Raw genomic sequence first — 22,539 nt, forward strand, 5'->3', positions numbered from 1 at the left:
CCCGGAAATTAACTGTAGACAAGTTGTATACAACCCGTCTACAGTGTTGAAGTGACGACAGTCACCCCGGGATTTCATCGCTACCTCTTCCACTTTTCAGGAGTCACCATGAGCAAAGTCTCTACGACTGCAACAGTGAAGAAACACACTTCACTGCCTACGGTTGCAGCCTCGTCTCTCGCAGGCACGGCCGTCGAATGGTACGACTTTTTTCTTTACGGCACCGCTGCTGCCTTGGTCTTCAACCAGCTATATTTCCCAACCGGCGACCCCTTTGTGAGCACTATGCTCGCACTCGGCACCTTTGCGGCTGGCTTCCTAGCCCGCCCATTGGGTGCGATCGTGCTTGGGCACCTCGGCGACCGCAAGGGGCGTCGAGCCACACTGATTTCCAGCTTGATGCTGATGGGCGTATCCACCGCATTAATTGCCCTCATTCCCACATACGAAACGATCGGCGTCTGGGCGCCAATCTTGCTCTTGCTAATGCGGCTCGTACAGGGATTCGCGCTTGGCGGCGAGTGGGGCGGGGCGGTCTTGCTGGTTTCCGAGTACTCCAATGACAGTTCTCGCCGGGCTTTTTGGGCATCTTGGCCCAACGTGGGCCCACCCATGGGCAATCTGATGGCGGCCGGTGTACTGGCTCTCCTATCAGCCACCCTGACTCCCGAAGCATTCCTTTCCTGGGGCTGGCGAATCGCTTTTGGTCTTTCCGCCGTGCTCGTCATCATCGGTCTGATCTTGCGCCTTTACGTCGAAGAAACACCCTTGTTCAAAGAATCCCAGGCGCGTCAGGCCGCGGCCGGTGTGCAACATCGACGTATGCCCCTAGCTCAGTTGCTCCGCGGTAATTGGCGACAAATCCTCATCGCTGCTGGCTCGCGAATGGGCGAAAATGCCGGATTCTATATTTACTCCCTCTTCCTGATCACCTATGTCACTGAGATCCTCAAAATGGAGCGCGGAATCGGTCTTAGCGCTGTAATGGTCGGTCAAGGAGTCGCCATCGTAGCGATCCCCCTCATGGCAATCCTCGCCGATCGGATTGGCCGCAAGCCTGTCTTGTTCGCTGCGTCGGCGGCAACAGTTCTCTGGGGATTCGCCTTCTTCGCCTTATTAGACACCAAGAGTCCCGGCTTGATTACCCTTGCTGCGGTGGGTGGGCTACTGATCTTCGCCGCCTACTCCTCCGTCATCGGAGCCTTCTTTTCGGAGCTGTTCCCCACGGAAGTTCGCTACTCGGGCACCTCGGTCTCGTACAACATCGCCTCACTGATTGCCGGCGCACTGTCACCTGTCATTGCTCTGGCCCTTTATGAGGCGTTTGGAACAGGTCTGGCTATCGGTATCTACCTTGCCGTCATGGGCTTGATTTCCATCATCTCGGTAGCCTGCGCCAGAGAAACGAAGAACATCAAGCTCACGGATCTGGATGCCTAAAAGGTTGGTATGGTCACTTCGACAGCTAACCCTCCTTAGTCGAAGGACATGCCATGAGCATCATGCACAACTCGCAGATCACCGCACCGGAACGGGCCTACCGCTGGCTTCGGCAGCAGATCGGCGAATTACCCTACAACCAGGAGGCATTCCTAAGTGAAAACGCAATCGCTGAGGCCGCCGGCGTCTCACGAACCCCGGTGCGGGAGGCTCTCCTTCGCCTCGAAGCCGAAGGACTGTTAAGGCGCGTTCCTCATAAAGGTGCCTACATCCCGGCACTAACCGGCACCGATCTTAAAGAAATCCTCGAAGTCCGGCAGGTTATCGGCGAATGGGCCACCCGCCAAGTCGCCGAACATCGGGTAGATCTGGTCCCGCACCTCGAGGCCATTTTGGAACAACAGGCACAGACCACTGATCCCGTCGCCTTTATCGAACTCGACATTGCCTTCCACCGAACCATTGTTGAGGGAGCCGGAAACTCTACCCTCGCTCAGGTGTATGACGCTCAGCGATTCAAGCAAGAACGACTCGGCATCCAGGCGGTTCTAGCCACCACCGACCGTTTTGACGCAGTGCTTGTCGAACACCGCGCCATTGTCGCTGGCATCAAAGCTGGCAATCCAGACCAAGCGGCCCAGGCCGCACTAAGCCATCTCGAATCAACCAGAAAAGCGGTCTCAACACAGCGCTCAACTAGCTAGTCGTATTCCGGCTGTTGGTGGGTGACGTAGAGAGACCACCAAGGAGTACCGACATGTCCGCACAGCTCATACACCTTGATATCGATGCCAAGAGTCCTACCCGGGAACCACTCGGCTTCGGAGAACTGATGCGGATCATGGTCGAACCCTCCTTGGCCGTTTCCACTCTGTACATCCCCACGAAAGGCAGCGAAGAATGCACAGCGTAAGTACACCGACAGGGATAGGGAAGCCCAGCGCCGCCGATGATACGGTGACTTTCACCGTCAAAGGCACCGGCGAAACACTCACCCTTAAAAATTGTGCGGCGATCGTAGCCGGCTATACGGGACGGGATACCCACGCGGTTCAAGAACATATTGATGAACTTGCAGCCATTGGTATTGCCCCTCCGCCACACGTGCCAATGTTCTACCCAGTACCTTCGAGTTCTTTGAGCACCGCAAGCACGCTGACTGTTAGCGGCGAGCGCACCAGCGGTGAGGTCGAACCTCTATATATCCGCCACAACGGCCGGTACTTCCTGGGTTTGGCCTCGGATCATACCGACCGCGAGCTCGAAGCCGTCGACATTCCGCAATCTAAGGCAGCCTGCCCGAAGCCCGTTAGCACCGAAGTCATCGAGATCACGGACCTTAGCACCTTGTCTTTGGACGGGGCACGCGCCCGTAGCTGGGTGGACGGCGAACTCTACCAAGACGGCACGCTTGCCAATCTGCGCACGCCAGCCAACGTGATTGAGCTCCTGCTCGAGAATCAGGGCAAAAACCTCGAGGATTTCCTCTGCCTTGGTGGAACGCTGCCGGTGATTGGCGGCGCTTTCAAGTACGGCGCCGTGTGGAAGCTCGAACTGACCCTTGACGAAAACACTGTCCTGACCCATACCTATCGCATTACGGAAGGAAACTAACATGCGTACCGGAGCCGAATACTTAACCTCGCTTAACGACAACCGAACGATCCTGCTTGACGGTGAAGTAGTCCACGACGTCGTGAACCACCCGGCCTTCGCCAATGTGGCAAAGACCGTAGCCGAGCTCTATGACATCGCCGCCGACCCGGCCAACGGTATGCAGTACCACAGCGAAGAAATCGATGGCACCGCCAATTTGGTTTTCAGCGCACCACGTACCCCCGAACAGCTCAAGGCTCGTCGTGTAGCGGTGGAACGCTGGGCAAAGCACACCCACGGTTGGGTCGGCCGTAGCCCGGATCACGTAGGAACTTTCTTCGCGGCGTTCGGTTCCCACGCGGATGTTTTCGAACACCCCGAGCGCGACTTCGCTGGCAACATTCGCCGGTACTACGAGCGCATTCTGCGCGAGAATCTCTACGTCTCCTACGCCATTATTCCGCCGCAGTACTCCCGCGCCACCACGGCATCGGGCTGGGAAGGTGATTACATCCAAGTCGGCGTGGTCGGTGAAACCGCAGAAGGTCTCATCGTGCGCGGTTCGCAGATGCTCGCCACGGGAGCTGCCATCGCTGACGAAGTCTTCGTCACTTGCATTAAGCCGCTCGGAGCCGACGATCAGGACTTTGCCGTTTCCTTCGCTCTTCCGGTGGACACCAAGGGACTGAAACTCCTCTGCCGGCGTCCTTTCGCGCCGCAGGCATCTAGTGAGTTCGACTACCCGTTGACCAGCAACTACGACGAGCCGGACTCCTTGGTGATCTTCGACGATGTACTCGTTCCGTGGGACCGCGTCTTTATCGACCGTGATACTGAAAAGTTGCGCCGCCAGTTCTTCGATACGGGCGCGCATGCCTTAGGCAACTGGCAGGCGCAGACACGCCTAACCGTCAAGTTGCAGTTCATCGGTGCCGTGGCCCGCAAGATCACTCAGGTCAACGGGACCGAAAAGATTCCAGGCGTGCAGGAAAAGTTGGGCGAGCTGGCTGCGACGATCTCTTCGGTCGAATCCGCGCTGCTTGCTGCCGAATACACTGCCACAAGTGACGACGCCGGCATGCTGGTCCCCGGAAAACGTGCTCTGTACGGAACCATGGGCCTGCAGTCGGAGATCTATCCGAAGGTTATCGAAATCCTCCGCGACCTTGTCGGGGGCGGTGTCCTGCAACTTCCTTCGGGAGTCAATGATTTGCACAGCGATGTGACGCGCGACGACGTACGACGCTACATCGCTTCACCCAACGTATCTAGCGAGGAACGCATCAAGCTTTTCCGCTTGGCATGGGACATCATCGGCACTGAATTCGCAGGCCGTCACCAACAGTACGAGATGTTCTACGCTGGCGCTCCCTTCGTCGTCAAAGGTGCGTACACCTTCCGCAACTACGGATATGAGGAGCACGTAGCGGAGCTCGACGAATTCCTTGCCAGCTACAGCCACGAACCAGCCACCTCGGCCAGCAACGCTTAAGGAGATCCATCATGGCAAAACCAGAATACGAATTCGGCCCGGTCTCCCGTGTTGAATTTACGGATTGCAACCCACATATCGAAGGGCTTTCCGAAGCCATCTTGGCTCGCGACGACTCAAGTGATGCGGTGACCCGCATCCTGAAGTTCGAGCCCGGCACCGATACTTCTCCTAACGGTCCACTACGCCACGATTTCTGGGAAGAGGTCTACATCTTCGAGGGTTCATTCGTGGATCAGCGCCTAGGGCAGACTTTCAAGGCAGGCGACTGGGCGACCCGTCCGCCAGGAATGGAACACGGACCGTGGGTCTCCGAGAATGGAGCGAAGATGTTCGAGGTGCGCTACTACTCGAAGGAGGATTAGGCCATGGCACTGAATACCGACTTTGCGGTACCCGCGCCACTGGACATGCGTCAGGCCATGGGACGATTCCTCACTGGCGTCGCGGTGGTTACCACCGAACACGAGGGTGAGGGATCGGGCATGACTATCAACTCACTGACTTCTATCAGTCTGGAACCGCCGATCCTAATGATCTCGCTGAACTTCGATACTCGGACCGGGGATGCCATCCGTGCTGGCGGTCGCTTCGCGGTCTCGATTCTCGGCGCCAAACAGGAGGCCGTTGCCCGACAGTTCGCTACCCGTGGCGGAGCACGCTTTGAAGTTGGGAACTTCGACGCCACGCCCGGCGGACTACCAGTGATCGGTGAAGCACTTAGCCAGCTCGAGTGTGAAGTTGTCAATCAGTACGATATCGGCGATCATCAGGTCTTTTTCGGTCAGGTCACCGCTAGCCGCGACCGTGATGGTAGCGGGCTAGCCTTTAACGCCGGCAAATTCGGAACCTTCGAAGACTTCCACCACGAGAAGGCTCCCTGGCTTTTCTAGCCACCACCGGCCTCATGCGGGGCGCGTCGGGAGACTTCCTGGCGCGCCCCATACGCACATCAGAAATTAGTGAAGATACCGCATCCATTAAAGGAGTGTCCATGAAAATCGCTTTGGCACAGATCCTCAGCAGCCCCGATCCGGCTGACAATCTGGACCTCATTCGCGATCACGTGTCGACTGCCGCTGCACAGGGAGCAGAGCTTGTAGTGTTCCCCGAGGCAACCATGTGCGCATTCGGCAATGACCTAACTGCTGTCGCTGAGCACCTTGACGGGCCATGGGCAAACACGGTGCGGCGAATCGCCGAGGAACACCAAGTCACCGTCGTGGTCGGCATGTTCACCCCGGGTGAGCAGAATCGCGTACGCAACACCTTGCTAATTACCGGTGGCGGCATCGAAGCTCATTACGACAAGATTCATCTCTACGATGCCTTCGGGTACCGCGAATCCGAATCCGTCACCGCCGGTAGCCTACCGGTGCAATTCACGCTCAACGGGATCACTTTCGGCGTCGCTACTTGCTACGACGTGCGCTTCCCTGAGTTATTCTTCCGACATGCGCAGGCCGAAGCACTGGTCAATATCGTTTGTGCGTCGTGGGCCTCGGGTCCGGGCAAGGCCGAGCAGTGGCAACTTGCAACGCGCGCCCGGGCGATGGATAGCACAACGTTTGTGGCGGCCGTAGATCAAGCCGACCCTTACTCGGTCGAGCAGGATGTTCCACCCGGAGTGCCTCTGGGTGTGGGGCACAGTGCACTGATCTCTCCACTCGGGGAAGTCATCGAAGACCTAGGCGTAAAGCCAGGGATGAGGATAGTGACGATCGATCCGGAGCAGGTGGATGCAGCTCGGACCGGACTGCCGGTTCTAGCCAACGCGCGGCTTCGGTAGGCGGTCCGGCCGGGGAAGTGTTTAGAGGCTGGCCAGCGCGGCGGAGTAGTCCGGTTCCACGTGGAGATCCTCGTTAATCTGAGTATGCAGCACAATCCCCTGCTCATCGAGCACCACAATGGCCCGAGCAAATAGCCCGGCCAAGGGTCCGTTGGCCTGCGTGACCCCAAAGTCGTCGCCGAAGCTCGAGCGGAATGCCGAGGCAACGACGACATTCTCAAGTCCCTCGGCCCCGCAGAAACGCCCCAGGGCAAAGGGAAGGTCCATGGACACGCAAAGCACGGTGGTGTCAGCTAGGTCTGCCGCCAGCTCGTTGAAGCGGCGCACCGAGGCGGCGCACACACCGGTGTCGACGGACGGAAAGATGTTCAGCACTACGCGCCGGCCCGACAGCGAAGCCTTGGTGACCTCCTCCAGCTCGGCGGTGGTCAATTCGAAATCGGGAGCCGGCAGGCCGACCTTGGGTAGTTCGCCAACGGTCTGCGCGATGGTCCCGCGTACTTTAAAGCTCGTCATCCCCCTACTATGTATCGCCCACGATCCACCCATAGAGCTCTGTGCTGATATATTACGAGCTTCAGTTGCCCAACCCCCGGGTCCCAACACGAGATTGGGCCCCGGGGGGTCGCGCGGTTACTTAGTTCGCGAAGAAGACCTCGGCCACTCGGGCCAGGTACCAGGGGTCATCGACTCCGCACATCTCGCGGGCCGAGTGCATGGACAGTAGCGGCACCCCGACATCCACGGTGCGGATTCCGAGACGGGTCGCGGTCAACGGGCCGATGGTCGAGCCGCAGGGCACCTGGTTATTCGACACGAATTCCTGATAGGGAACCTCGGCCTGTTCGCACCAGCCGGCGAAGGCGGCGGCACCCACGGCGTCGGTCGCGTAGCGCTGATTGCCGTTGATCTTCAGCAGCGGACCGGCGTTGAGCATCGGACGGTTAGCCGGATCGTGGCGTTCCGGATAGTTCGGGTGCACCGCATGTCCAGCATCGGCCGAGAGGCACAGCGAATTGGCCATGGCGCGTGCGCTGTCTTCCACTCCGGCCCCTAGCGACGCCTGGATCCGTCCGAGCACCTCTTCAAGGAAGGGTCCGCAGGCGCCGGAGCGCGATTCCGAGCCAAGCTCTTCATGATCGAAGGCGGCAAGCATCGCAATTCGCCCGCCCTGCGGGTCGCGCGCGTAGTTGAGCAGGGCAATCAGCCCGGCGTGCACACTGCTGAGATTATCTAGGCGAGAACCGGCATAGAATTCCTTGCCGACACCGAAAACCTCGCCACGCTGGGCCGGTGCGGTCAGCACGTCATAGCCCGCCACCTGGTCGGCGGCGACCCCGGCGGCCGCAGCCAATTCACCGAGAATGTCGGCATCGGCCAGGTCTCCGGCCCCGAAGATCGGGTTCGTGTGGGTCTGTCGATCCAGTTTCAGGCCGTCATTTACCGCCCGATCTAGGTGGATAGCCAGCTGTGGGATGCGCAGCAGCGGCTCGGTGCAGGTCAGGTGGGTGCTGCCATCGCGCAAAACCAAGCGTCCGGCGAGCACCAGTTCACGATCTAACCAAGAGTTCAAAAGTGGCCCGCCATAGACTTCCACCCCGGCCTGCCACCAGCCGTGGGCACCGGTGGTCGGCTTAGGCTTGAGCTTGAACCCCGGCGAATCGGTGTGGGCACCGAGGATATGGAATCCCGCGCTGGCAGTTGCTCCCTCGGGTTGCACCCAGGCGATGATGGCACCATCACGCACCACGTAGTACCCGCCGGGGGCCAGTTGCCAGGCCTGCGCCTCGTCCAATGCGGTGAAGCCTGCGGCTTGGAGACGGCGCGCGGCGCTGTCCGCGGCGTGGTAGCTGGAAGGGGATGCGGCGACATAGTCGGCCAGGTCAGAGATGTGTGCCAGGGCTGCGGCAAATGCCATGAAGGTGGGTCACTTCCTCGTGTAATCGGGTCTACGGTAGTGGACGTTGACTGTGTTCCAGCTTACTGGGCGGCCGGCGCCAACCCGAGTCGTGCCGGCGATCCCGGCGTTTAGGGCTCGTCGATGCCGTGAAGTTGGGCGTGCAACGCCCGCACCTTGGGCAGCAGTTCGGGGACCGGACCGGAAACGGACAACCCCGTGGTGACCTGATCAATGCTCAACGGGCGGACAGGGCCAGCGGCAAGGCCCCATTCCGCGTGCCATTGCTGCAGTTCATGGGTTCCGGCCACGTAGACGATGGGACCAAGGCCCACCCAGGCGTGGGCGGCGGCGCACATGGGGCAGTGCTCCCCCGAGGTGTACACGGTGCAAGCCGCGCGTTGCTCGGCGTCGAGGTTCTCCCCCGCCCAGCGGGCGATCTCCAATTCCGGGTGGCGGGTGTGGTTACCGTCCTTGACCCGATTACGATCCTCGAACAGCACCAGGCCCGACGGATCGACGAGCACCGACCCGAAGGGCTCATCGCCGTCCTCGAGCGCCTCGGCGGCCAACTCGATGGTGCGCAGCAAGTAACTGCACTGGGTGTCGTCAAAGTCGTTCAACGGCCGCATGCTCATACTTCCCAGCCTAGTAATCCAGGCCCTGGGAGGGAATGACCAGCCCGGTTTCATAGGCGTACACCACTGCCTGCACCCGGTCGCGCAAATGCAACTTGGTCAGGATCCGCCGTACGTGGGTTTTAACGGTGGCCTCGGAGAGGAAGAAACGGTGCGCGATCTCGGCATTGGAGAGCCCCTCAGCCAACGCGCGCAGCACCTCGAGCTCGCGCGGGGTGAGGTCATCGAGCAACGGGTCGCGTTCCGTGGGCTCGGGTTTGGCGCTCTGCTGTTCGGCGCCGTTGCGCACGTAGGTTTCCAGCAGACGTGCGGTCACCCGGGGTGCCACCACCGCGTCGCCGGAAGCCACCAAACGCACCGCCGAAACGAGCTCTTCCGGGGCGACGTCCTTGAGCAGGAAGGCGCTGGCTCCGGCCTGAAGCCCGGCAAAGGCGTACTCGTCGAGATCGAAGGTGGTCAGAATGATGATCTTGGTATCCGGATGGCTCCCGGCGATCCGCTCTGTGGCCTCGATACCGTCCATTTTCGGCATGCGCACATCCATCAGCACCACATCCGGGCGCAGGGCATCGGTTTGGGTCAACGCCTCCAACCCGTCCGCGGCCTCCCCGACGATGAGCATATCGGGCTCGCCCTCGAGGATGAGTCGAAACCCCATGCGCAACAGCGGCTGGTCGTCGACCAGTAGGACCTTCGTTGGTTCGGCCATCAGTTTCCCCCGGTCTTAAGTGCGATAGCTACCAGTTTATCTTTCTGGTGGCATTTGTCCGTCCCAGTTCTCGGGTTTTCCGTTCAAGTTTTCTCGACCCTCCGGCGGATCGATACGAGTTGCGGTCAGATCCCGCGGGACCATCGTGAACCCCTGCCAGTGCACCTCCATGGGCGACTGTTCTTCATCGCGCGGCACGTGGTGGTACCCGACCGCGACCCAAGACACCACGTCATCCAGGGGCTGTCCCTTTTGCTTCTTGACATAGTCCACCACGCCGCGGCCGCAGCGTCCACGGTTGTAGGTGGCGTAGATCTGGCAGTCGTCGGCATTGGTGAATGCGACGTCGTAACCGGTCTCGCCCTCGTGGTGCTTCTGATCGTCCACGAAGGTGAAGCTGTCGGTTTTGCCCATGTCGATCTGGTAGGAAATCGGGTGCCCGTCCGCGTTGAGCGTCTCGGGGGCCATCACCTTCCACCAGCGGCGATCGCTCCAGCGCGCGGTGGCCGGGGTGTCGATTCTCGTGTAGTTTCCCTCGACGATGGGAGAGTATTTGCCCTCGGTGCCGGTGTCCTTGGCATCGAATTGCTCGACGACTTGCCCGGTTTGTCCGCCCAGCGCCCAGTCGATCTTCCACACGGCGTTATGCGAGTGGCTCGAGGCGTGATCGCTATCTTCGGGGCCGACCGCCGAACCGTGCTTCTCATCGGAGTAATCCACCGGCGAAAGGTCTCCGGTGGCGCCCAGCGAGGGGCGGATGCTGCCATCGGCCCCGAAGGTGACCTGGTTGATGTATTCGTACCAGCCGACCTTGGAGACCGTGGACAGTTGCCAGTCGTCCTTGCGTTTGGCCAACAGCTCCCCGACCTCCGCCGAGCGGTAGGACAGTCCGGCGTCGACCATATCGCTGCAGAGCACCGGGCGGGTGGGTGTGCTGCCGTATTTGCTGCCGTCGCCGATGTTCGGAATCGGGGCTTCAAGAATCTGCCCGGTGCACTCCAGATCGGTCAGCGAATGCATATTGGGCCCGCCGAAGCCGGCCGTGGTGATATCCGAGGTGTTGCGCCCGCCGTCGTCGTAGGGCACCTCGAGCTGAGCCAGTGACATCTGGCTGATCACCGGGATGGGGTCCTTCCCCGGCGGGGCGAAGGAAATATCGGAGAGCACCATGCCGAGCTTGGGATCCACCGACCAGCACATGTTCCAGGTGCCGCCGCTGGTCATTTCCCGGCTCAACCCCTGCGCCTTCTCGTCCGAGCAGGAAACGCTGGCCGAGCTGGCCGAACCTGCCGCGGGTGGCTGCTCTGGATTGGTCTCGCCACTGGCGCTACACGAGGCCAGTAGGGCCGTGCAGCCGATCAGCGCGGTCAGTCGCAGCAGCGCGGTGCTTCGCATGGATTGAGCTCTCCTAGGTCGTAACGTGCGAAATGGGGAACCCCTCATGACAAGGGGCTCCCCATTCCGTGATCCTACTAGCCGGTTGGTCTCACTCGCCGGTTTGACCCGACGTGTGAGAACCTATCCCGCTAGTTCTTGTGCGAACGGCGGGTGCGCAGTGCCAAGAAGGTACCTGCACCGAGCAGCAGCAGGGCCAGCAGCGAGTACCCAATGACCTGGGCGCCGGTGTCGGCTAGCCCATTGCCATTGTTGTTCCCGTTGTTGTTGCCATTGTTGTTGCCGTTGTTATTGCCGTTGTTGTTCCCGTTTCCGTTGTTGTTGTTATCGTCGCCGATAACCTTGAACGGAGCCGAGTCCTTCTTCTTGCCATCCTTGTCGTTGACGACGACCTCGTAGTCACCCTCTGGGGTGTTCTCCGGGACGGTCACCTCAACTTCGAAGGTGCAGTTGTTGTCGACGACGACCTTCAGGATGTCGCCTGCGGATGCCTTAGCACCGCTGTCCACGACGTCGATCTTGGTCTTGCCGTCTGCCGAGACGATGGTCAGGGTCAGCACCTCACCCTTGGTGAAGCCCTTACCGATGACCTTGAAGGTATCACCGGCCTTGACCTCATTCGGGACCACAATCACGGACTGGTCGATGGAGCAAGTGTTGACCGGCTTGTCGGTGACGTTGATGTTCTCGCTGTCGCCGTTACCGTCCTTGTCCTCGGCCCGGACCTCGTACTCGCCCTCCGGGGTGTCTTCCGGCACGGTGACCTTCACGTCGAACTCACCGTTCTCGTCGGTCTTCACATCCACGGTCTCAATGACGTTGCCGTCCTTGTCGCGGATCTCGACCTTGACATCGGTGTTCGGCGGGAAGCCCTCGCCGTGAACGTCGATCTCGTCGCCAGGGTTGACGTCCTTCGGGTTCACGGTGATCTCCGGATCGTACTGGCCGTCGCCCAGGCCGGTGAGGCCAGCGTCAACGGTCAGGTCCTCGGCAGCCTCGGCGGTGAGGGTCAGCACCGCGGTGCGGCCCTCGGCGTCGGCGTTGGAGTCCACGGCACGATCGTCGCCCACGTTAGCCGGCGAGAAGGAGGCGCCTTCCGGTGCGGAGAACTGGATGACGTAGTCGCCATGGGCCAGTTCGCTGAACCAGTAGTTACCGTTCTCATCGGTGGTGGTGGTAACCGCGTCACCCTCGTCATCGAGTACCGGCTGACCGGAAGAGGTCAACAGGCTGACGGTGACGTCGGCGACGCCGGCTTCACCCTCGTCCTGCAGGCCGTTCTCGTTGGCGTCGTTCCAGACCAGGTCACCGAACTTACCGTTGTTGTCGCCACCGGTGTTGCCATCGGTCACGTTCAGCGGTGCGGTTGCTTCGCCACCTTCAAGGTCAACGGCCTTGACGGTGTGCTCACCCGGGGTCGTGCCTTCCGGCACGGTCAGCGGGGTAGTGAAGCCGCCGTTTTCGTCGGTCTCAACCTCAACCGGGTCACCCACATTGTTGCCATCGGCATCCTGCAGCTGAACGGTTACGGTCGAGTCCGGAGCGAACCCGGCACCGGTTACGGTGGTGTCCTCGCCGGCCGGCACCTCGGACGGATCCACGGTGATGATCGGCTCGGTGATCTCGATACCGGTGATACCAGCGTCGACGTTCGATGCGGCCGGAGCCTCATCGGTCAGTGCCAGCACCTCGGTGCGGCCGTTCTCGTCGGCGTCGGAGTCCACGGTGTCGTCGTCGCCCACGTTGGCCGGGGAGAACCCTGCACCCTCGGGAGCCACGAACTCGACGATGTACTCGCCGGCGGCCAGATCGGCGACGGTGTAGTTACCGTTGGCGTTGGTGGTGGTGCTGATGGCGTTGCCATCGGCGTCCTCAACCGGGGTGCCCTCGGCGTCCAGCAGGTTGACGGTGACGTCGGCCAGGCCAACCTCGCCCTCATCCTGAATACCGTCTTCGTTCAGGTCGATCCACGAGCGACCATCAACCGAACCGTCGTTGCCACCGGTGTTACCTTCGGTGACGGTCAGCGGAGTCGAATCGGTGTTGCCCTCTTCGTCCGTCGCCACAACGTCGTACTCGCCCGGGGTGGTGCCTTCCGGAACGGTGATCGGGGTGGTGAAGTGGCCGTTCTCGTCGGTCTCGACGTTCACCGGACCGGCGATGACGTTGCCGTCTTCGTCGACGATGGTGACCTCAACCGGCGAGTTCGGGGCGTACCCGTCACCGGTGACCTGAGTGTCTTCACCAGCCGGAACCTCGGACGGATCCACGGTCACGGTCGGGGAAGTGAACACCACATCGGTGATACCGGCATCGACGTGCTCAGCGGCCGGAGCCTCTGCGGTCAGTGCCAGTGCATCGGTGCGACCATTATCCGGATTCACATCCGAATCGATGGTGTCATCGTCGCCCACGTTGGCCGGGGAGAACCCGGTACCGTCCGGCTTGATGACCTCGACGATGTAATCGCCGGCTGCCAGCTCCGAGATGGAGTAGACACCGTTGGAGTCGGTCGCGGTGCTGACGGCGTTGCCATCGGCATCGTTGACCGGGTTACCCTCGGCATCCAGCAGGTTCACGGTGATGCCGCCCAGGGCGGACTCGCCTTCATCCTGCAGACCATTCTTGTTGGCGTCGACCCAGGTGCGACCCGAGATCGAACCGTCGTTGCCACCGGTGTTGCCATCGGTAACGGTCAGCGGTGCGGTGTCGGTGTTGCCCTCACCATCGGTGGCCTTGACCTCGAAGTCACCTGGAGTGGTGCCCTCGGGGACGGTCAGCGGGGTGGTGAAGTGGCCGTTCTCGTCGGTCTCGACGTTCACCGGATCGCCTACCGGGTTGCCCTCGGAGTCGACCAGCTGAACCTCAACCGGCGAGTTCGGAGCGAACCCGTCACCGGTTACCTGAGTGTCCTCGCCAGCCGGAACCTCGGACGGATCCACGGTCACGGTCGGCTCGGTGATCTCAACACCGTTGATACCAGCGTCAACGGTCAGATCCTCAGGAGCCTCGGCGGTCAGGGTGACTACCGCGGTGCGGCCGTCTTCCTGAGCGTTCGAGTCAACTGCACGATCGTCGCCTGCCTCTGCCGGCGAGAAGGTTGCACCTTCCGGAGCCACGAACCCGACGACGTAGTCGCCGTGTGCCAGGCCATCGAAGAGGTAGTTACCGTTCTCATCGGTGGTGGTGCTGATGGCGTTGCCATCTGCATCGTTGACCGGGTTGCCATCGGCATCCAGCAGGTTGACGGTGATACCGGCCAGGCCGGCCTCGCCCTCATCCTGAATACCGTCGGCGTTCATGTCGTTCCAGACACGGTCACCCAGGACACCGTTGTTGTCGCCACCGTTACCGGCGATGACGTTCAGCGGGGTCTCTGCGGACTTACCGGTGTTCGAATCGGTGCCCTTGACGGAGTAGCCGTCGGCAACCGGAGCATCGGCCGGTACCGTCAGCGGGGTGTCAATGGCGCCGTTGTCATCGGCGGTGGTAGCAACCGGGTCACCCACGTTGTTGCCTTCTGGGTCAACCAGCTGCACCTGAACGTCACCGTTCGGGGTGTAGCCCACACCGGTCACCTGGGTGGTCTCACCCTGCGGTACATCGACCGGATCGATCGCAATAGTCGGATCCATAACCTGGATGCCCAGCAGACCAGCGTCAACGGTGTCGTTGGCCGGAGCTTCGGCGGTCAGGGTCACGACTGCGGTGCGGCCGTTGTCAACGTTGGCGTCCGAGTCCACAGCGTCGTCATCGCCCTGGTCTGCCGGTGCGAAGGAAGCACCCTGCGGCAGGCCAGTGAATTCAACGATGTAGTCACCGTGTGCCAGGTTGGCGAAGGCATACATACCATCCGCATCGGTGGTGGTGCTGATGGCGTTGCCATCGGCATCGTTCACCGGGGTACCTTCGGCGTTCAGCAGGTTCACGGTGACGCCTTCGACGCCAGGCTCGCCTGCATCCTGGATACCGTTGCCATCAACGTCGGCCCAGACGAAGTCGCCCAGCTCGCCGTTGTTGCCAGCGGTACCATCGGTGACGGTCAGCGGAGCATCGTCGGTGCCACCGTCTTCATCGGTTGCCACTACCTTGTAGTCGCCCGGGGTAGAACCTTCCGGAACGGTGACTGGGGTAGTGAAGTGACCGTTTTCGTCGGTGTTCACGGTGATCGGATCGCCAACCGGGTTACCCTCTGGGTCAACCAGCTGGACCTGAACCGGCGAGTTCGGCTTGAAGCCATCACCGGTAGCGGTGGTGTCCTCGCCCGGTGCAACCGAGGACGGATCCACGGTCACGGTCGGCTCGGAAACCACAACACCGGTCAGACCGGCATCCACTGCGTCGGTGGTCGGAGCCTCGGTGGTCAGTGCGACCACGTCGGTACGGCCATTGTCGGCAGCGTCGGAATCGACAGCATCGTCATCGCCCTGGTTGACCGGAGCGAAGCCGGTTGCGTTCTCAGGGAGAACGAACTCAACGGTGTATTCGCCGACCGGCAGGTTAGCGAAGGTGTAGTTACCGTTGGCATCGGTGGTGGTGCTGGTGGCGTTGCCATCTGCATCGTTGACCGGGTTGCCTGCGGCATCCAACAGGTTGACGGTGACGCCTTCAACGCCGGCTTCACCCTCGTCCTGAATACCGTTCTCGTTGACGTCGTTCCAGACACGGTCACCGATCTGGCCCGGGTTTTCACCGGTGCCACCCTCGGTAACGGTCAGCGGTGCGGTTGCCTCGCCACCCTGAGTGTCAGTGCCCTTGATGGTGTAGTCACCCGGAGCGGTAGTGTCCGCAACAGGCAACTCAGTTGCCGGGAAAGCACCGTTCTCATCCGACGGAGCAGTGATCGGATCACCAACAGGGTTGCCATCGGCATCCTGCAGCTGAACGGTCACAGTGTCGTTCGGAGCGAAATCAGTACCGGAAACATTCGTCGGATCGCCAGCCGGAACCGTAGTCGGGTCAGCAGTGATCGACGGCTCGTTGCCACCAGTCGGCTCAGTCACGGTCAGCGGGGTCGTAGCCTCGCCACCCTGAGTGTCAGTGCCCTTGATGGTGTAGTCACCCGGAGCGGTAGTGTCCGCAACAGGCAACTCAGTTGCCGGGAAAGCACCGTTCTCATCCGACGGAGCAGTGATCGGATCACCAACAGGGTTGCCATCGGCATCCTGCAGCTGAACGGTCACAGTGTCGTTCGGAGCGAAATCAGTACCGGAAACATTCGTCGGATCGCCAGCCGGAACCGTAGTCGGGTCAGCAGTGATCGACGGCTCGTTGCCACCAGTCGGCTCAGTCACGGTCAGCGGGGTCGTAGCCTCGCCACCCTGAGTGTCAGTGCCCTTGATGGTGTAGTCACCCGGAGCGGTAGTGTCCGCAACAGGCAACTCAGTTGCCGGGAAAGCACCGTTCTCATCCGACGGAGCAGTGATCGGATCACCAACAGGGTTGCCATCGGCATCCTGCAGCTGAACGGTCACAGTGTCGTTCGGAGCGAAATCAGTACCGGAAACATTCGTCGGATCGCCAGCCGGAACCGTAGTCGGGTCAGCAGTGATCGACGGCTCGTTGCCACCAGTCGGCTCAGTCACGGTCAGCGGGGTCGTAGCCTCGCCACCCTGAGTGTCAGTGCCCTTGATGGTGTAGTCACCCGGAGTCGTTCCCTCAGGAACGGTCAGCGGGCTTGGACCAAAGGCACCATTTTCGTCAGTCGGAGCAGTGATCGGGTCACCAACAGGGTTGCCATCGGCATCCTGCAGCTGAACGGTCACGGTGTCGTTCGGAGCGAAATCAGTACCGGAAACATCGGTCGGCTGACCCGGCTCAACAGAGGTCGGATCGGCAGTAATGACCGGAGTGCCCGCTTCAACCACGGTCAACGGGGCCTCGGCCGAGTTGGTGGTGGTGTCGTCGGTGCCGCGGACGGTGTAGTCGCCTGGCTGTGCATCAGCCGGGGTCGGAACCGAAACAGTGAAGGTTCCGTCTGGGCCCGCGGTGGTGGTGATCGGATCGCCAACCGGGTTACCGGCGGGATCGATGAGCTGTACAGTTACCGGTCCATCCGGGGTGTACCCGGTACCGGTTGCGTTGGTTGGGTCACCGGCCGGAACGGTCGGTGGGTCCAAGCCAATGTTCAGCTCCTGTACATCCGGCTCAGTCACGTTAAGTGGCTGAGTTACCGGGGTACCGGTGGTTACATCGGTGGCGCGCACATCGTAGGTTCCCGGAGGAACATCTGCGGCAACCGGGAGTTCGGTCGACGGGAAGTCGCCGTTCTCGTCGGCGGTCACAGTAACCGGATCGCCAACAGGCTGGCCATCGGCGTCTACAAGCTGCAGCTCGACGTCACCGCTCGGGGTGAAGCCGGTACCGGTGACGTTGGTCGGGGTACCTGCAGGCACCTCGGTTGGGTCAACGGTGATCGACGGATCAATCGCAGCGGCACATGCACCGGTGCGAACACCAGCGCTACCGAGGTTCAAACGACCTGCATCTGCCGACTGAAGAACACCCAGCGACAGTGCCGAAACCTCAAGGGCCTCGGTCGTCTCGGTGCCATCAGGCAGGGTGCAAGTGGTCTCAACCTGACGGTTCAGCTGCAGCGACACGAATTCCGTGGCCAACGTGAAGACCGGCTCCAGAACCTGACGGACCGGGAGGGTGATCATGTTGGTCTTGATGTCGGTGATCAGCAGATCGTAGATCGCGTGTCCACCATCGCCCACCAAGAAGTCGCGAATCGGAATGATCGCGGTATTAACCGCTGGGATCACTGCCGAGTTCATCGCGGTGGTCAAGGTGGTGCAGAGCACCGATCCGCCCAAGCCGGAAGGCGTGCAAGAAACCGGATTGACGGTCTCGCCACCCAGGTTCACGGTCCACGAAGCTTCGGCACCGCCAGCAGGGCTGGTCAAGGACGCATCAACAGTCAAGGTGATGCTGGAAATAGCACCCTCAATAGCGTTGGTGGCGACCTTGATGACCTCTTCGATCAGATCGTGGATGGTCTCCGCGATGATCGGGTAGATCTCGTTGCTGATCAGCTCGGTGTTCGGGTTCTGGTTGTTGATGCCATCCGGCAGGTCAACACCCTCCGGGCGTTCACCCGAGTAGGCCTTGTCCAGATCCACGTACAACGTGCCGGTGCTCAGGTCGATGCTGAGCACTTCGTTCTTCGAGGTGATCGGCTGAGCCAACAGCTCGTTGAACACCTCATCCTGAATGTTGGAATCAACGGTCACATTGAAGTCGGCGCCGACCGGCAACGCGCTGAGCACGTCGAGTAGGTCGGTAAGCTGCGACATCCCGTTGATGTAGTCTTCCAAGGTGGTATCCACCTGGCCAATGGCGTCATATAGCTGTGAAGCCATCTGCTCGACCAGTGGAGACTGGAGTTCCAGGTTGGCTTCAGCCACCCGGTACTGACCCTTGCCACCGAATCCATCTGGATCTTCGAAGACGCCGTCCACTGCCTTAACCCAAGCACCACCGGCACCGGCGGTCAGTTCCGCCTTGCTCAGTACTTGGCCGGTCAATGCATCGGCGCCAACGGCTTCAAACAGCGCAAGCAGGTTGATCCTGGCCACGCCAAAATCACCCTGCTCACCGTCGAGGGTGATCGCCCCGTCGGCTCCGGCCACACCGGAGATTGCTTCACCGTTCTTACCGTCGGTTGCGGTCGAACGTGACAACAGAGTGCCAAGCTCGCCGAAGTTCAGAAACTGGTCGACCGGAATCGGGAACTGTCCGAGATCGACCAGTTCGCTGCCGAGCAACGATACGTCGAGCCCGCCTTCATCGGTTTCCGGACCACTCGGGAACAAGGCCCGAGTCTGTCCGCCGCCGGCCATTTCGTTACTGAATAGCGAGAGATCGATGATGCTCGCCGCAGATTCAGTTTGTTCTGCTGGTTGCGTGTTTACATCTGCCATGGCGGGTAAGCCGTAGGCCGAAACAGCTAGGGATGAAGCCACCCCTAGTGCCAAAGGCCTTCGCCACCACGCCGCGTTTCCTGCAGGTGCAAATTTCGTGCGCGCAGTGCGTCGCATGAAATGCCCTCCTTGTATATGGCGCTACTGTGTACAACCCCCAAGGTTCCCCACTGCACATTCAACAAGGTCGGCTAGGTCCAAATCAATAGCTTTCTGAGACTAACCTCAGAATTTCCGTAAAATTCAACACTTGCCCCACTATGTAGGCACTGTTCTAAAAACACACAAGTCAAACGGATAAACCATTGGAACTTGCTATAGTTGACGCTTCACGGTCCGAGCGATGCCACTGCGCGCATAATCAAATACCCACGAATAATGCCCAGTGAGCTAGGTAACACCGCGGTTTTTTGGATCACGATCTCAGTTCGGCATAAATTTTTCCCATCATGCCTTGGCGTGAATACTTTCTCAGTGAGTGGGAACTTCACTCTGAAAGTAAATTTTCAAGACAAGATGTTAAGTGGTGGGGTTAGTTTTAGGCTCAAGTAACGATGAGTCACATTTGGGAATCCGCAGCGAAGCGGAGACAATCCAACCGCCTTCGGGCCGCGGACCAGCCTCCACCGTTCCATCGAATAACGCAGCGCGTTCGCGCATACCGCTCAACCCCTGACCGGAACCCACCGAATGAGAGAGCGTCCCATCGCCATCATCAATAATTTCGAGAACAAGCCACTTAGACTCTCGCTTGAGCCGCACCTGTACGTAGCTAGCTCCATGGGCATAGCGCAAAGCGTTGGTCAACGATTCCTGGACGATGCGGTACACGGTGAGTTCGAAGGTGGTGTCCTTGGGCAATGGCTCCCCGGTGTAGCTATAGGTCAGAGGCAATCCGGCGACCCGGAAACCATCCAGCATCTGCTCCAAGTTGCCAGAGCTCGGCTGCGGCGAGAGCTCGGCCCCGTCGGCCTGACGCAGCACACCCAGAAGTCTGCGCATATCGGCGAGCGCCGCACGTCCGGTTCCTGACAGTTCGGCCAAGACGGTTTCTGCCCTGGCCGCGTCTTTCTTCGCCACCACACGGGCGCCATCGGAAAGTGCGATCATCACCGATAGTGAATGGGCGACAACGTCATGCATCTCCCGCGCAATCCGGTGGCGCTCTTGCACCTGAGCGAGGCGTGAGACTTGGGAGGCCCAGTGATTGATTTCGGCGTCATGGATGCGAGCGTTGCGGATGTTGGTTCCGACGGCCGCTGCGGCCACATAGCTACCGAGCATGAACCCGCCGCTGATCGAGAGCATTAGTGCGGCTCCCCCGTAGTCATCGATGCTCTCACCCTCGTCGAGGACCTCGCTGACATCGGGATATCCGGTCATGATGAACAACAAGATATGGAACGCGCCGATAAACAAGGCGATCGGGATGGTGCGACGGCCAGAGTACTTCGTGCCGACCGTATAGAGCGCGATCATCATGCCGATCCCGCTATATCCGCCACCGCCGGCGTCCAAGACGATGGAACTGGATTCAATGAGAAATACGGTCAGCAATACCAGCATTGGGTAACGCAGGCGAAAGAGTAACGCTAGGGCCGTGGCCAGGATCCCCGCGAGCATCAGGATCTGGTCTAGTTCCGGATCGATGGCCCGGCCGACGAGGCCGAGCAGCGACAGCATCAAATACACCAGAACGGTGGCCACGACGACGAAACGCGGGTGGGTGCGCATGAATCTGCGCACCCGCCCCATGCGCCGTCTGGTCAGTTCGTCGAAGGAGACCAGCGGGTCGGCGCCCTGATGTGAACTCATGGAGTTAAGCCTAGATGTCGCGAGCCCGCAAGGCCCACGCGGCGAACACGAGCGGAATCACCGCCCACCCTGCCACCGCGCACATCAATTGCCAGGTTTCCAGTGACGACATCGAGGTCGTCGGGGAGATCAAGGCCGAAACCACCTGATCCGGCAGGTATTGCACAATGTTTTTCACCCAGTCCACGGCCATGATCAGGACCTGAACCAGAATGGACAGTACAAAGAACAACCCCAGTAGCACCGTGATACCACCGGCCGAGCTGCGCAACAGGAACCCTAGTGCTAGGCCGATCAGCGCCACCATCATCGTGGTCAGTGCTCCGTACCAAAGCACACGCTGGAAGGCTGCGGAGGATAGCTCCAGCCCCAACTCGTAGTGTCCGGCGATTGGCAGACAAACCAGATAGGCCAGTAGGGTGCCCGCCACCGAGATGACCCCGGTTAGCACGGCGATGAGCAATGCCTTGGCCGACAGAACTCGAATTCGCTGCGGGCTGGCCAGGAAGGTGCTCACCGCGGATCCGGTGGTGAATTCTCCGCTGGCCAAGAGCACCGCCATGGAACCCAGGATCAGCTGTGAAAAGGTAATCCCCGAGCCAAAGACCTCGGCGGTCACTTCGGGATCGGTGAAGTTCGGCATGCCCGCTTCGGCCGGAATATTCGTCATGAATGCTCCGACCGACCAGATGCCTAAGGCAGCCAGTGCCACCTGCGCTAGCACGGCGACGACGATCAAGATCTGGGTGGAGCGCAGTGCAAAGAATCGAATGGACTCGGCACGGAACACACTGCCAAGGGTGACTCGGCCCGCGCGCGATGGGGTGACGGTTGACGTGCTCATAAGCTCCTACTTTCCTGCCGTCATCGGCGCCGCCGTGGTGGATTCGTATTCCACGGCCGTTCGGGTCAATTCGAGATAGGCGTCCTCTAGCGTGCGGCTAAGCGGCCGCAATTCGCTGAGTGCAATGCCTGCCTCCAGGGCACGCTGACCGATCTGCTGCGAGGTGGGTCCCACCACGCGCAGGGTCAAAGCGTCCTCCCGCACGAGTTCCACTCCACTGGCTGCCAGAGCGCGCATTAGCGCTTCGAGATCGCCGGCACGCACCAGGGTCTGCTCGCGACCATCTGCGAGAAACTCCGCAATGGGCGCATCGGCCATGATCCGACCGCGCCCGATGACAATCAGGTGGTCGGCGGTCTGCGACATTTCGCTCATCAAGTGCGAGGAGATAAACACCGTCTTCCCCTCGGCGGCCTGCTGCCTCGCCAACTGACGAACCCACGCCACACCCTCGGGATCGAGCCCGTTGACCGGTTCGTCGAGGATAAGAACCTGTGGGTCACCGAGCAGCGCGGTGGCGATACCTAGTCGCTGACCCATGCCCAGAGAAAAACCGCCGACCTTCTTATGTTGCACCGACCGCAGGCCGGTGAGCTCGAGTACCGCGTCGACGCGACTGGCTGGCAATTGTGCGGCCGCCGCCATGGAACGCAAGTGGGCTCGGGCCGTCAACGATTTGTGGACGCTTCGCGCCTCCAGCAGGGCGCCGACCTCCGTCAGCGGATGGCTCGACGAAGTAAAGGGGGCGCCGTTGACCTGTACGGAGCCGCTCGAGGGCGTCGCGAGGCCAAGGATCATGCGCATCGTAGTAGATTTACCGGCGCCATTCGGCCCGAGAAAACCGGTCACTTGCCCCGGCTGCACGGTGAACGAGACGCGGTCGACAACGGTTTTCGAACCGTAGCGTTTGCTAAGTTCCTGTGCCTGAATCATGCCTCAAGTCTAGGAACGGCGCGGTTGGATCGAACCGTCCCCAGTGCTGATTTATCGGCTCCTCCC

Annotated in this window: 17 protein-coding genes; 8 read left to right on the forward strand and 9 right to left on the reverse strand. The window is 60.6% G+C overall.

The features are described 5' to 3' along the window. Positions 1-108: 108 nt before the first annotated feature. The 8 genes from ACYU0X_RS16820 (at position 109) to ACYU0X_RS16855 (ending at position 6,317) form a co-directional block, all read left to right on the forward strand. The gene (locus ACYU0X_RS16820; RefSeq protein ID WP_461901752.1) at positions 109-1,440 is read left to right on the forward strand and encodes an MFS transporter; all 1,332 of its coding nucleotides are present in this window, start codon (positions 109-111) and stop codon (positions 1,438-1,440) included. A 53-nt stretch (positions 1,441-1,493) separates the two neighbouring features. Then, a complete protein-coding gene (locus ACYU0X_RS16825) occupies positions 1,494-2,144 on the forward strand; it encodes a GntR family transcriptional regulator (RefSeq protein ID WP_418907905.1) in 651 nt (216 codons plus the stop codon). Positions 2,145-2,197: 53 nt separating this feature from the next. Next, the gene (locus ACYU0X_RS16830) at positions 2,198-2,353 is read left to right on the forward strand and encodes a hypothetical protein (RefSeq protein ID WP_461901753.1); all 156 of its coding nucleotides are present in this window, start codon (positions 2,198-2,200) and stop codon (positions 2,351-2,353) included. A 44-nt stretch (positions 2,354-2,397) separates the two neighbouring features. Beyond that, a complete protein-coding gene (locus ACYU0X_RS16835; protein WP_418907906.1) occupies positions 2,398-3,054 on the forward strand; it encodes a DUF2848 family protein in 657 nt (218 codons plus the stop codon). A gap of 1 nt (position 3,055) precedes the next feature. After that, positions 3,056-4,528, forward strand: a complete 1,473-nt coding sequence (locus tag ACYU0X_RS16840) for a 4-hydroxyphenylacetate 3-hydroxylase family protein (protein WP_461901754.1) — start codon at positions 3,056-3,058, stop codon at positions 4,526-4,528. Between the two features lie 11 nt (positions 4,529-4,539). Further along, a complete protein-coding gene (locus tag ACYU0X_RS16845) occupies positions 4,540-4,893 on the forward strand; it encodes a cupin domain-containing protein (RefSeq protein ID WP_309410370.1) in 354 nt (117 codons plus the stop codon). A 3-nt stretch (positions 4,894-4,896) separates the two neighbouring features. Then, entirely contained in the window at positions 4,897-5,421 is a 525-nt protein-coding gene (locus ACYU0X_RS16850) for a flavin reductase family protein (protein WP_309410369.1), read from the forward strand. Positions 5,422-5,522: 101 nt separating this feature from the next. After that, positions 5,523-6,317, forward strand: a complete 795-nt coding sequence (locus ACYU0X_RS16855) for a carbon-nitrogen hydrolase family protein (protein WP_418907908.1) — start codon at positions 5,523-5,525, stop codon at positions 6,315-6,317. 21 nt (positions 6,318-6,338) lie between these two features. Here ACYU0X_RS16855 and tpx read toward each other — a convergent pair whose 3' ends face one another. From tpx to ACYU0X_RS16900, 9 genes are all read right to left on the reverse strand, one after another. Beyond that, entirely contained in the window at positions 6,339-6,833 is a 495-nt protein-coding gene (gene tpx / locus ACYU0X_RS16860; RefSeq protein WP_418907909.1) for a thiol peroxidase, read from the reverse strand. A gap of 121 nt (positions 6,834-6,954) precedes the next feature. Beyond that, the gene (locus tag ACYU0X_RS16865) at positions 6,955-8,235 is read right to left on the reverse strand and encodes a M18 family aminopeptidase (protein WP_418907910.1); all 1,281 of its coding nucleotides are present in this window, start codon (positions 8,233-8,235) and stop codon (positions 6,955-6,957) included. A gap of 110 nt (positions 8,236-8,345) precedes the next feature. Beyond that, complete coding sequence (locus ACYU0X_RS16870) at positions 8,346-8,852, reverse strand: nucleoside deaminase (protein ID WP_418907911.1); 507 nt, start codon at positions 8,850-8,852, stop codon at positions 8,346-8,348. Between the two features lie 10 nt (positions 8,853-8,862). Beyond that, positions 8,863-9,561 (reverse strand): response regulator, encoded by a 699-nt coding sequence (locus ACYU0X_RS16875; RefSeq protein WP_418907912.1) that lies wholly within the window; start codon positions 9,559-9,561, stop codon positions 8,863-8,865. A 36-nt stretch (positions 9,562-9,597) separates the two neighbouring features. Next, positions 9,598-10,956 carry a copper amine oxidase gene (locus tag ACYU0X_RS16880; RefSeq protein WP_418907913.1) on the reverse strand — a complete coding sequence of 453 codons (1,359 nt, stop codon included), beginning with the start codon at positions 10,954-10,956 and terminating at the stop codon, positions 9,598-9,600. 131 nt (positions 10,957-11,087) lie between these two features. After that, on the reverse strand, positions 11,088-18,881 hold the full coding sequence (locus ACYU0X_RS16885) for an SdrD B-like domain-containing protein (RefSeq protein ID WP_461901755.1): 7,794 nt from the start codon (positions 18,879-18,881) through the stop codon (positions 11,088-11,090). A 519-nt stretch (positions 18,882-19,400) separates the two neighbouring features. After that, positions 19,401-20,696, reverse strand: a complete 1,296-nt coding sequence (locus ACYU0X_RS16890; RefSeq protein ID WP_418907915.1) for a sensor histidine kinase — start codon at positions 20,694-20,696, stop codon at positions 19,401-19,403. 10 nt (positions 20,697-20,706) lie between these two features. After that, a complete protein-coding gene (locus ACYU0X_RS16895; RefSeq protein WP_418907916.1) occupies positions 20,707-21,540 on the reverse strand; it encodes an ABC transporter permease in 834 nt (277 codons plus the stop codon). 6 nt (positions 21,541-21,546) lie between these two features. Further along, positions 21,547-22,473 carry an ABC transporter ATP-binding protein gene (locus tag ACYU0X_RS16900; RefSeq protein WP_418907917.1) on the reverse strand — a complete coding sequence of 309 codons (927 nt, stop codon included), beginning with the start codon at positions 22,471-22,473 and terminating at the stop codon, positions 21,547-21,549. Positions 22,474-22,539: the final 66 nt, after the last annotated feature.

Source organism: Glutamicibacter sp. X7 (assembly GCF_054889245.1).

What these genes read in the sequence shown, in the direction of transcription:
- tpx (WP_418907909.1), bottom strand. Translation starts at nt 6,833, where the DNA reads ATGACGAGCTTTAAAGTACGCGGGACCATCGCGCAGACCGTTGGCGAA.
- ACYU0X_RS16890 (WP_418907915.1), bottom strand. Translation starts at nt 20,696, where the DNA reads ATGAGTTCACATCAGGGCGCCGACCCGCTGGTCTCCTTCGACGAACTG.
- ACYU0X_RS16865 (WP_418907910.1), bottom strand. Translation starts at nt 8,235, where the DNA reads ATGGCATTTGCCGCAGCCCTGGCACACATCTCTGACCTGGCCGACTAT.
- ACYU0X_RS16880 (WP_418907913.1), bottom strand. Translation starts at nt 10,956, where the DNA reads ATGCGAAGCACCGCGCTGCTGCGACTGACCGCGCTGATCGGCTGCACG.
- ACYU0X_RS16855 (WP_418907908.1), top strand. Translation starts at nt 5,523, where the DNA reads ATGAAAATCGCTTTGGCACAGATCCTCAGCAGCCCCGATCCGGCTGAC.
- ACYU0X_RS16885 (WP_461901755.1), bottom strand. Translation starts at nt 18,881, where the DNA reads ATGGCAGATGTAAACACGCAACCAGCAGAACAAACTGAATCTGCGGCG.
- ACYU0X_RS16900 (WP_418907917.1), bottom strand. Translation starts at nt 22,473, where the DNA reads ATGATTCAGGCACAGGAACTTAGCAAACGCTACGGTTCGAAAACCGTT.
- ACYU0X_RS16840 (WP_461901754.1), top strand. Translation starts at nt 3,056, where the DNA reads ATGCGTACCGGAGCCGAATACTTAACCTCGCTTAACGACAACCGAACG.
- ACYU0X_RS16875 (WP_418907912.1), bottom strand. Translation starts at nt 9,561, where the DNA reads ATGGCCGAACCAACGAAGGTCCTACTGGTCGACGACCAGCCGCTGTTG.
- ACYU0X_RS16895 (WP_418907916.1), bottom strand. Translation starts at nt 21,540, where the DNA reads ATGAGCACGTCAACCGTCACCCCATCGCGCGCGGGCCGAGTCACCCTT.
- ACYU0X_RS16870 (WP_418907911.1), bottom strand. Translation starts at nt 8,852, where the DNA reads ATGAGCATGCGGCCGTTGAACGACTTTGACGACACCCAGTGCAGTTAC.
- ACYU0X_RS16830 (WP_461901753.1), top strand. Translation starts at nt 2,198, where the DNA reads ATGTCCGCACAGCTCATACACCTTGATATCGATGCCAAGAGTCCTACC.
- ACYU0X_RS16850 (WP_309410369.1), top strand. Translation starts at nt 4,897, where the DNA reads ATGGCACTGAATACCGACTTTGCGGTACCCGCGCCACTGGACATGCGT.
- ACYU0X_RS16820 (WP_461901752.1), top strand. Translation starts at nt 109, where the DNA reads ATGAGCAAAGTCTCTACGACTGCAACAGTGAAGAAACACACTTCACTG.
- ACYU0X_RS16845 (WP_309410370.1), top strand. Translation starts at nt 4,540, where the DNA reads ATGGCAAAACCAGAATACGAATTCGGCCCGGTCTCCCGTGTTGAATTT.
- ACYU0X_RS16825 (WP_418907905.1), top strand. Translation starts at nt 1,494, where the DNA reads ATGAGCATCATGCACAACTCGCAGATCACCGCACCGGAACGGGCCTAC.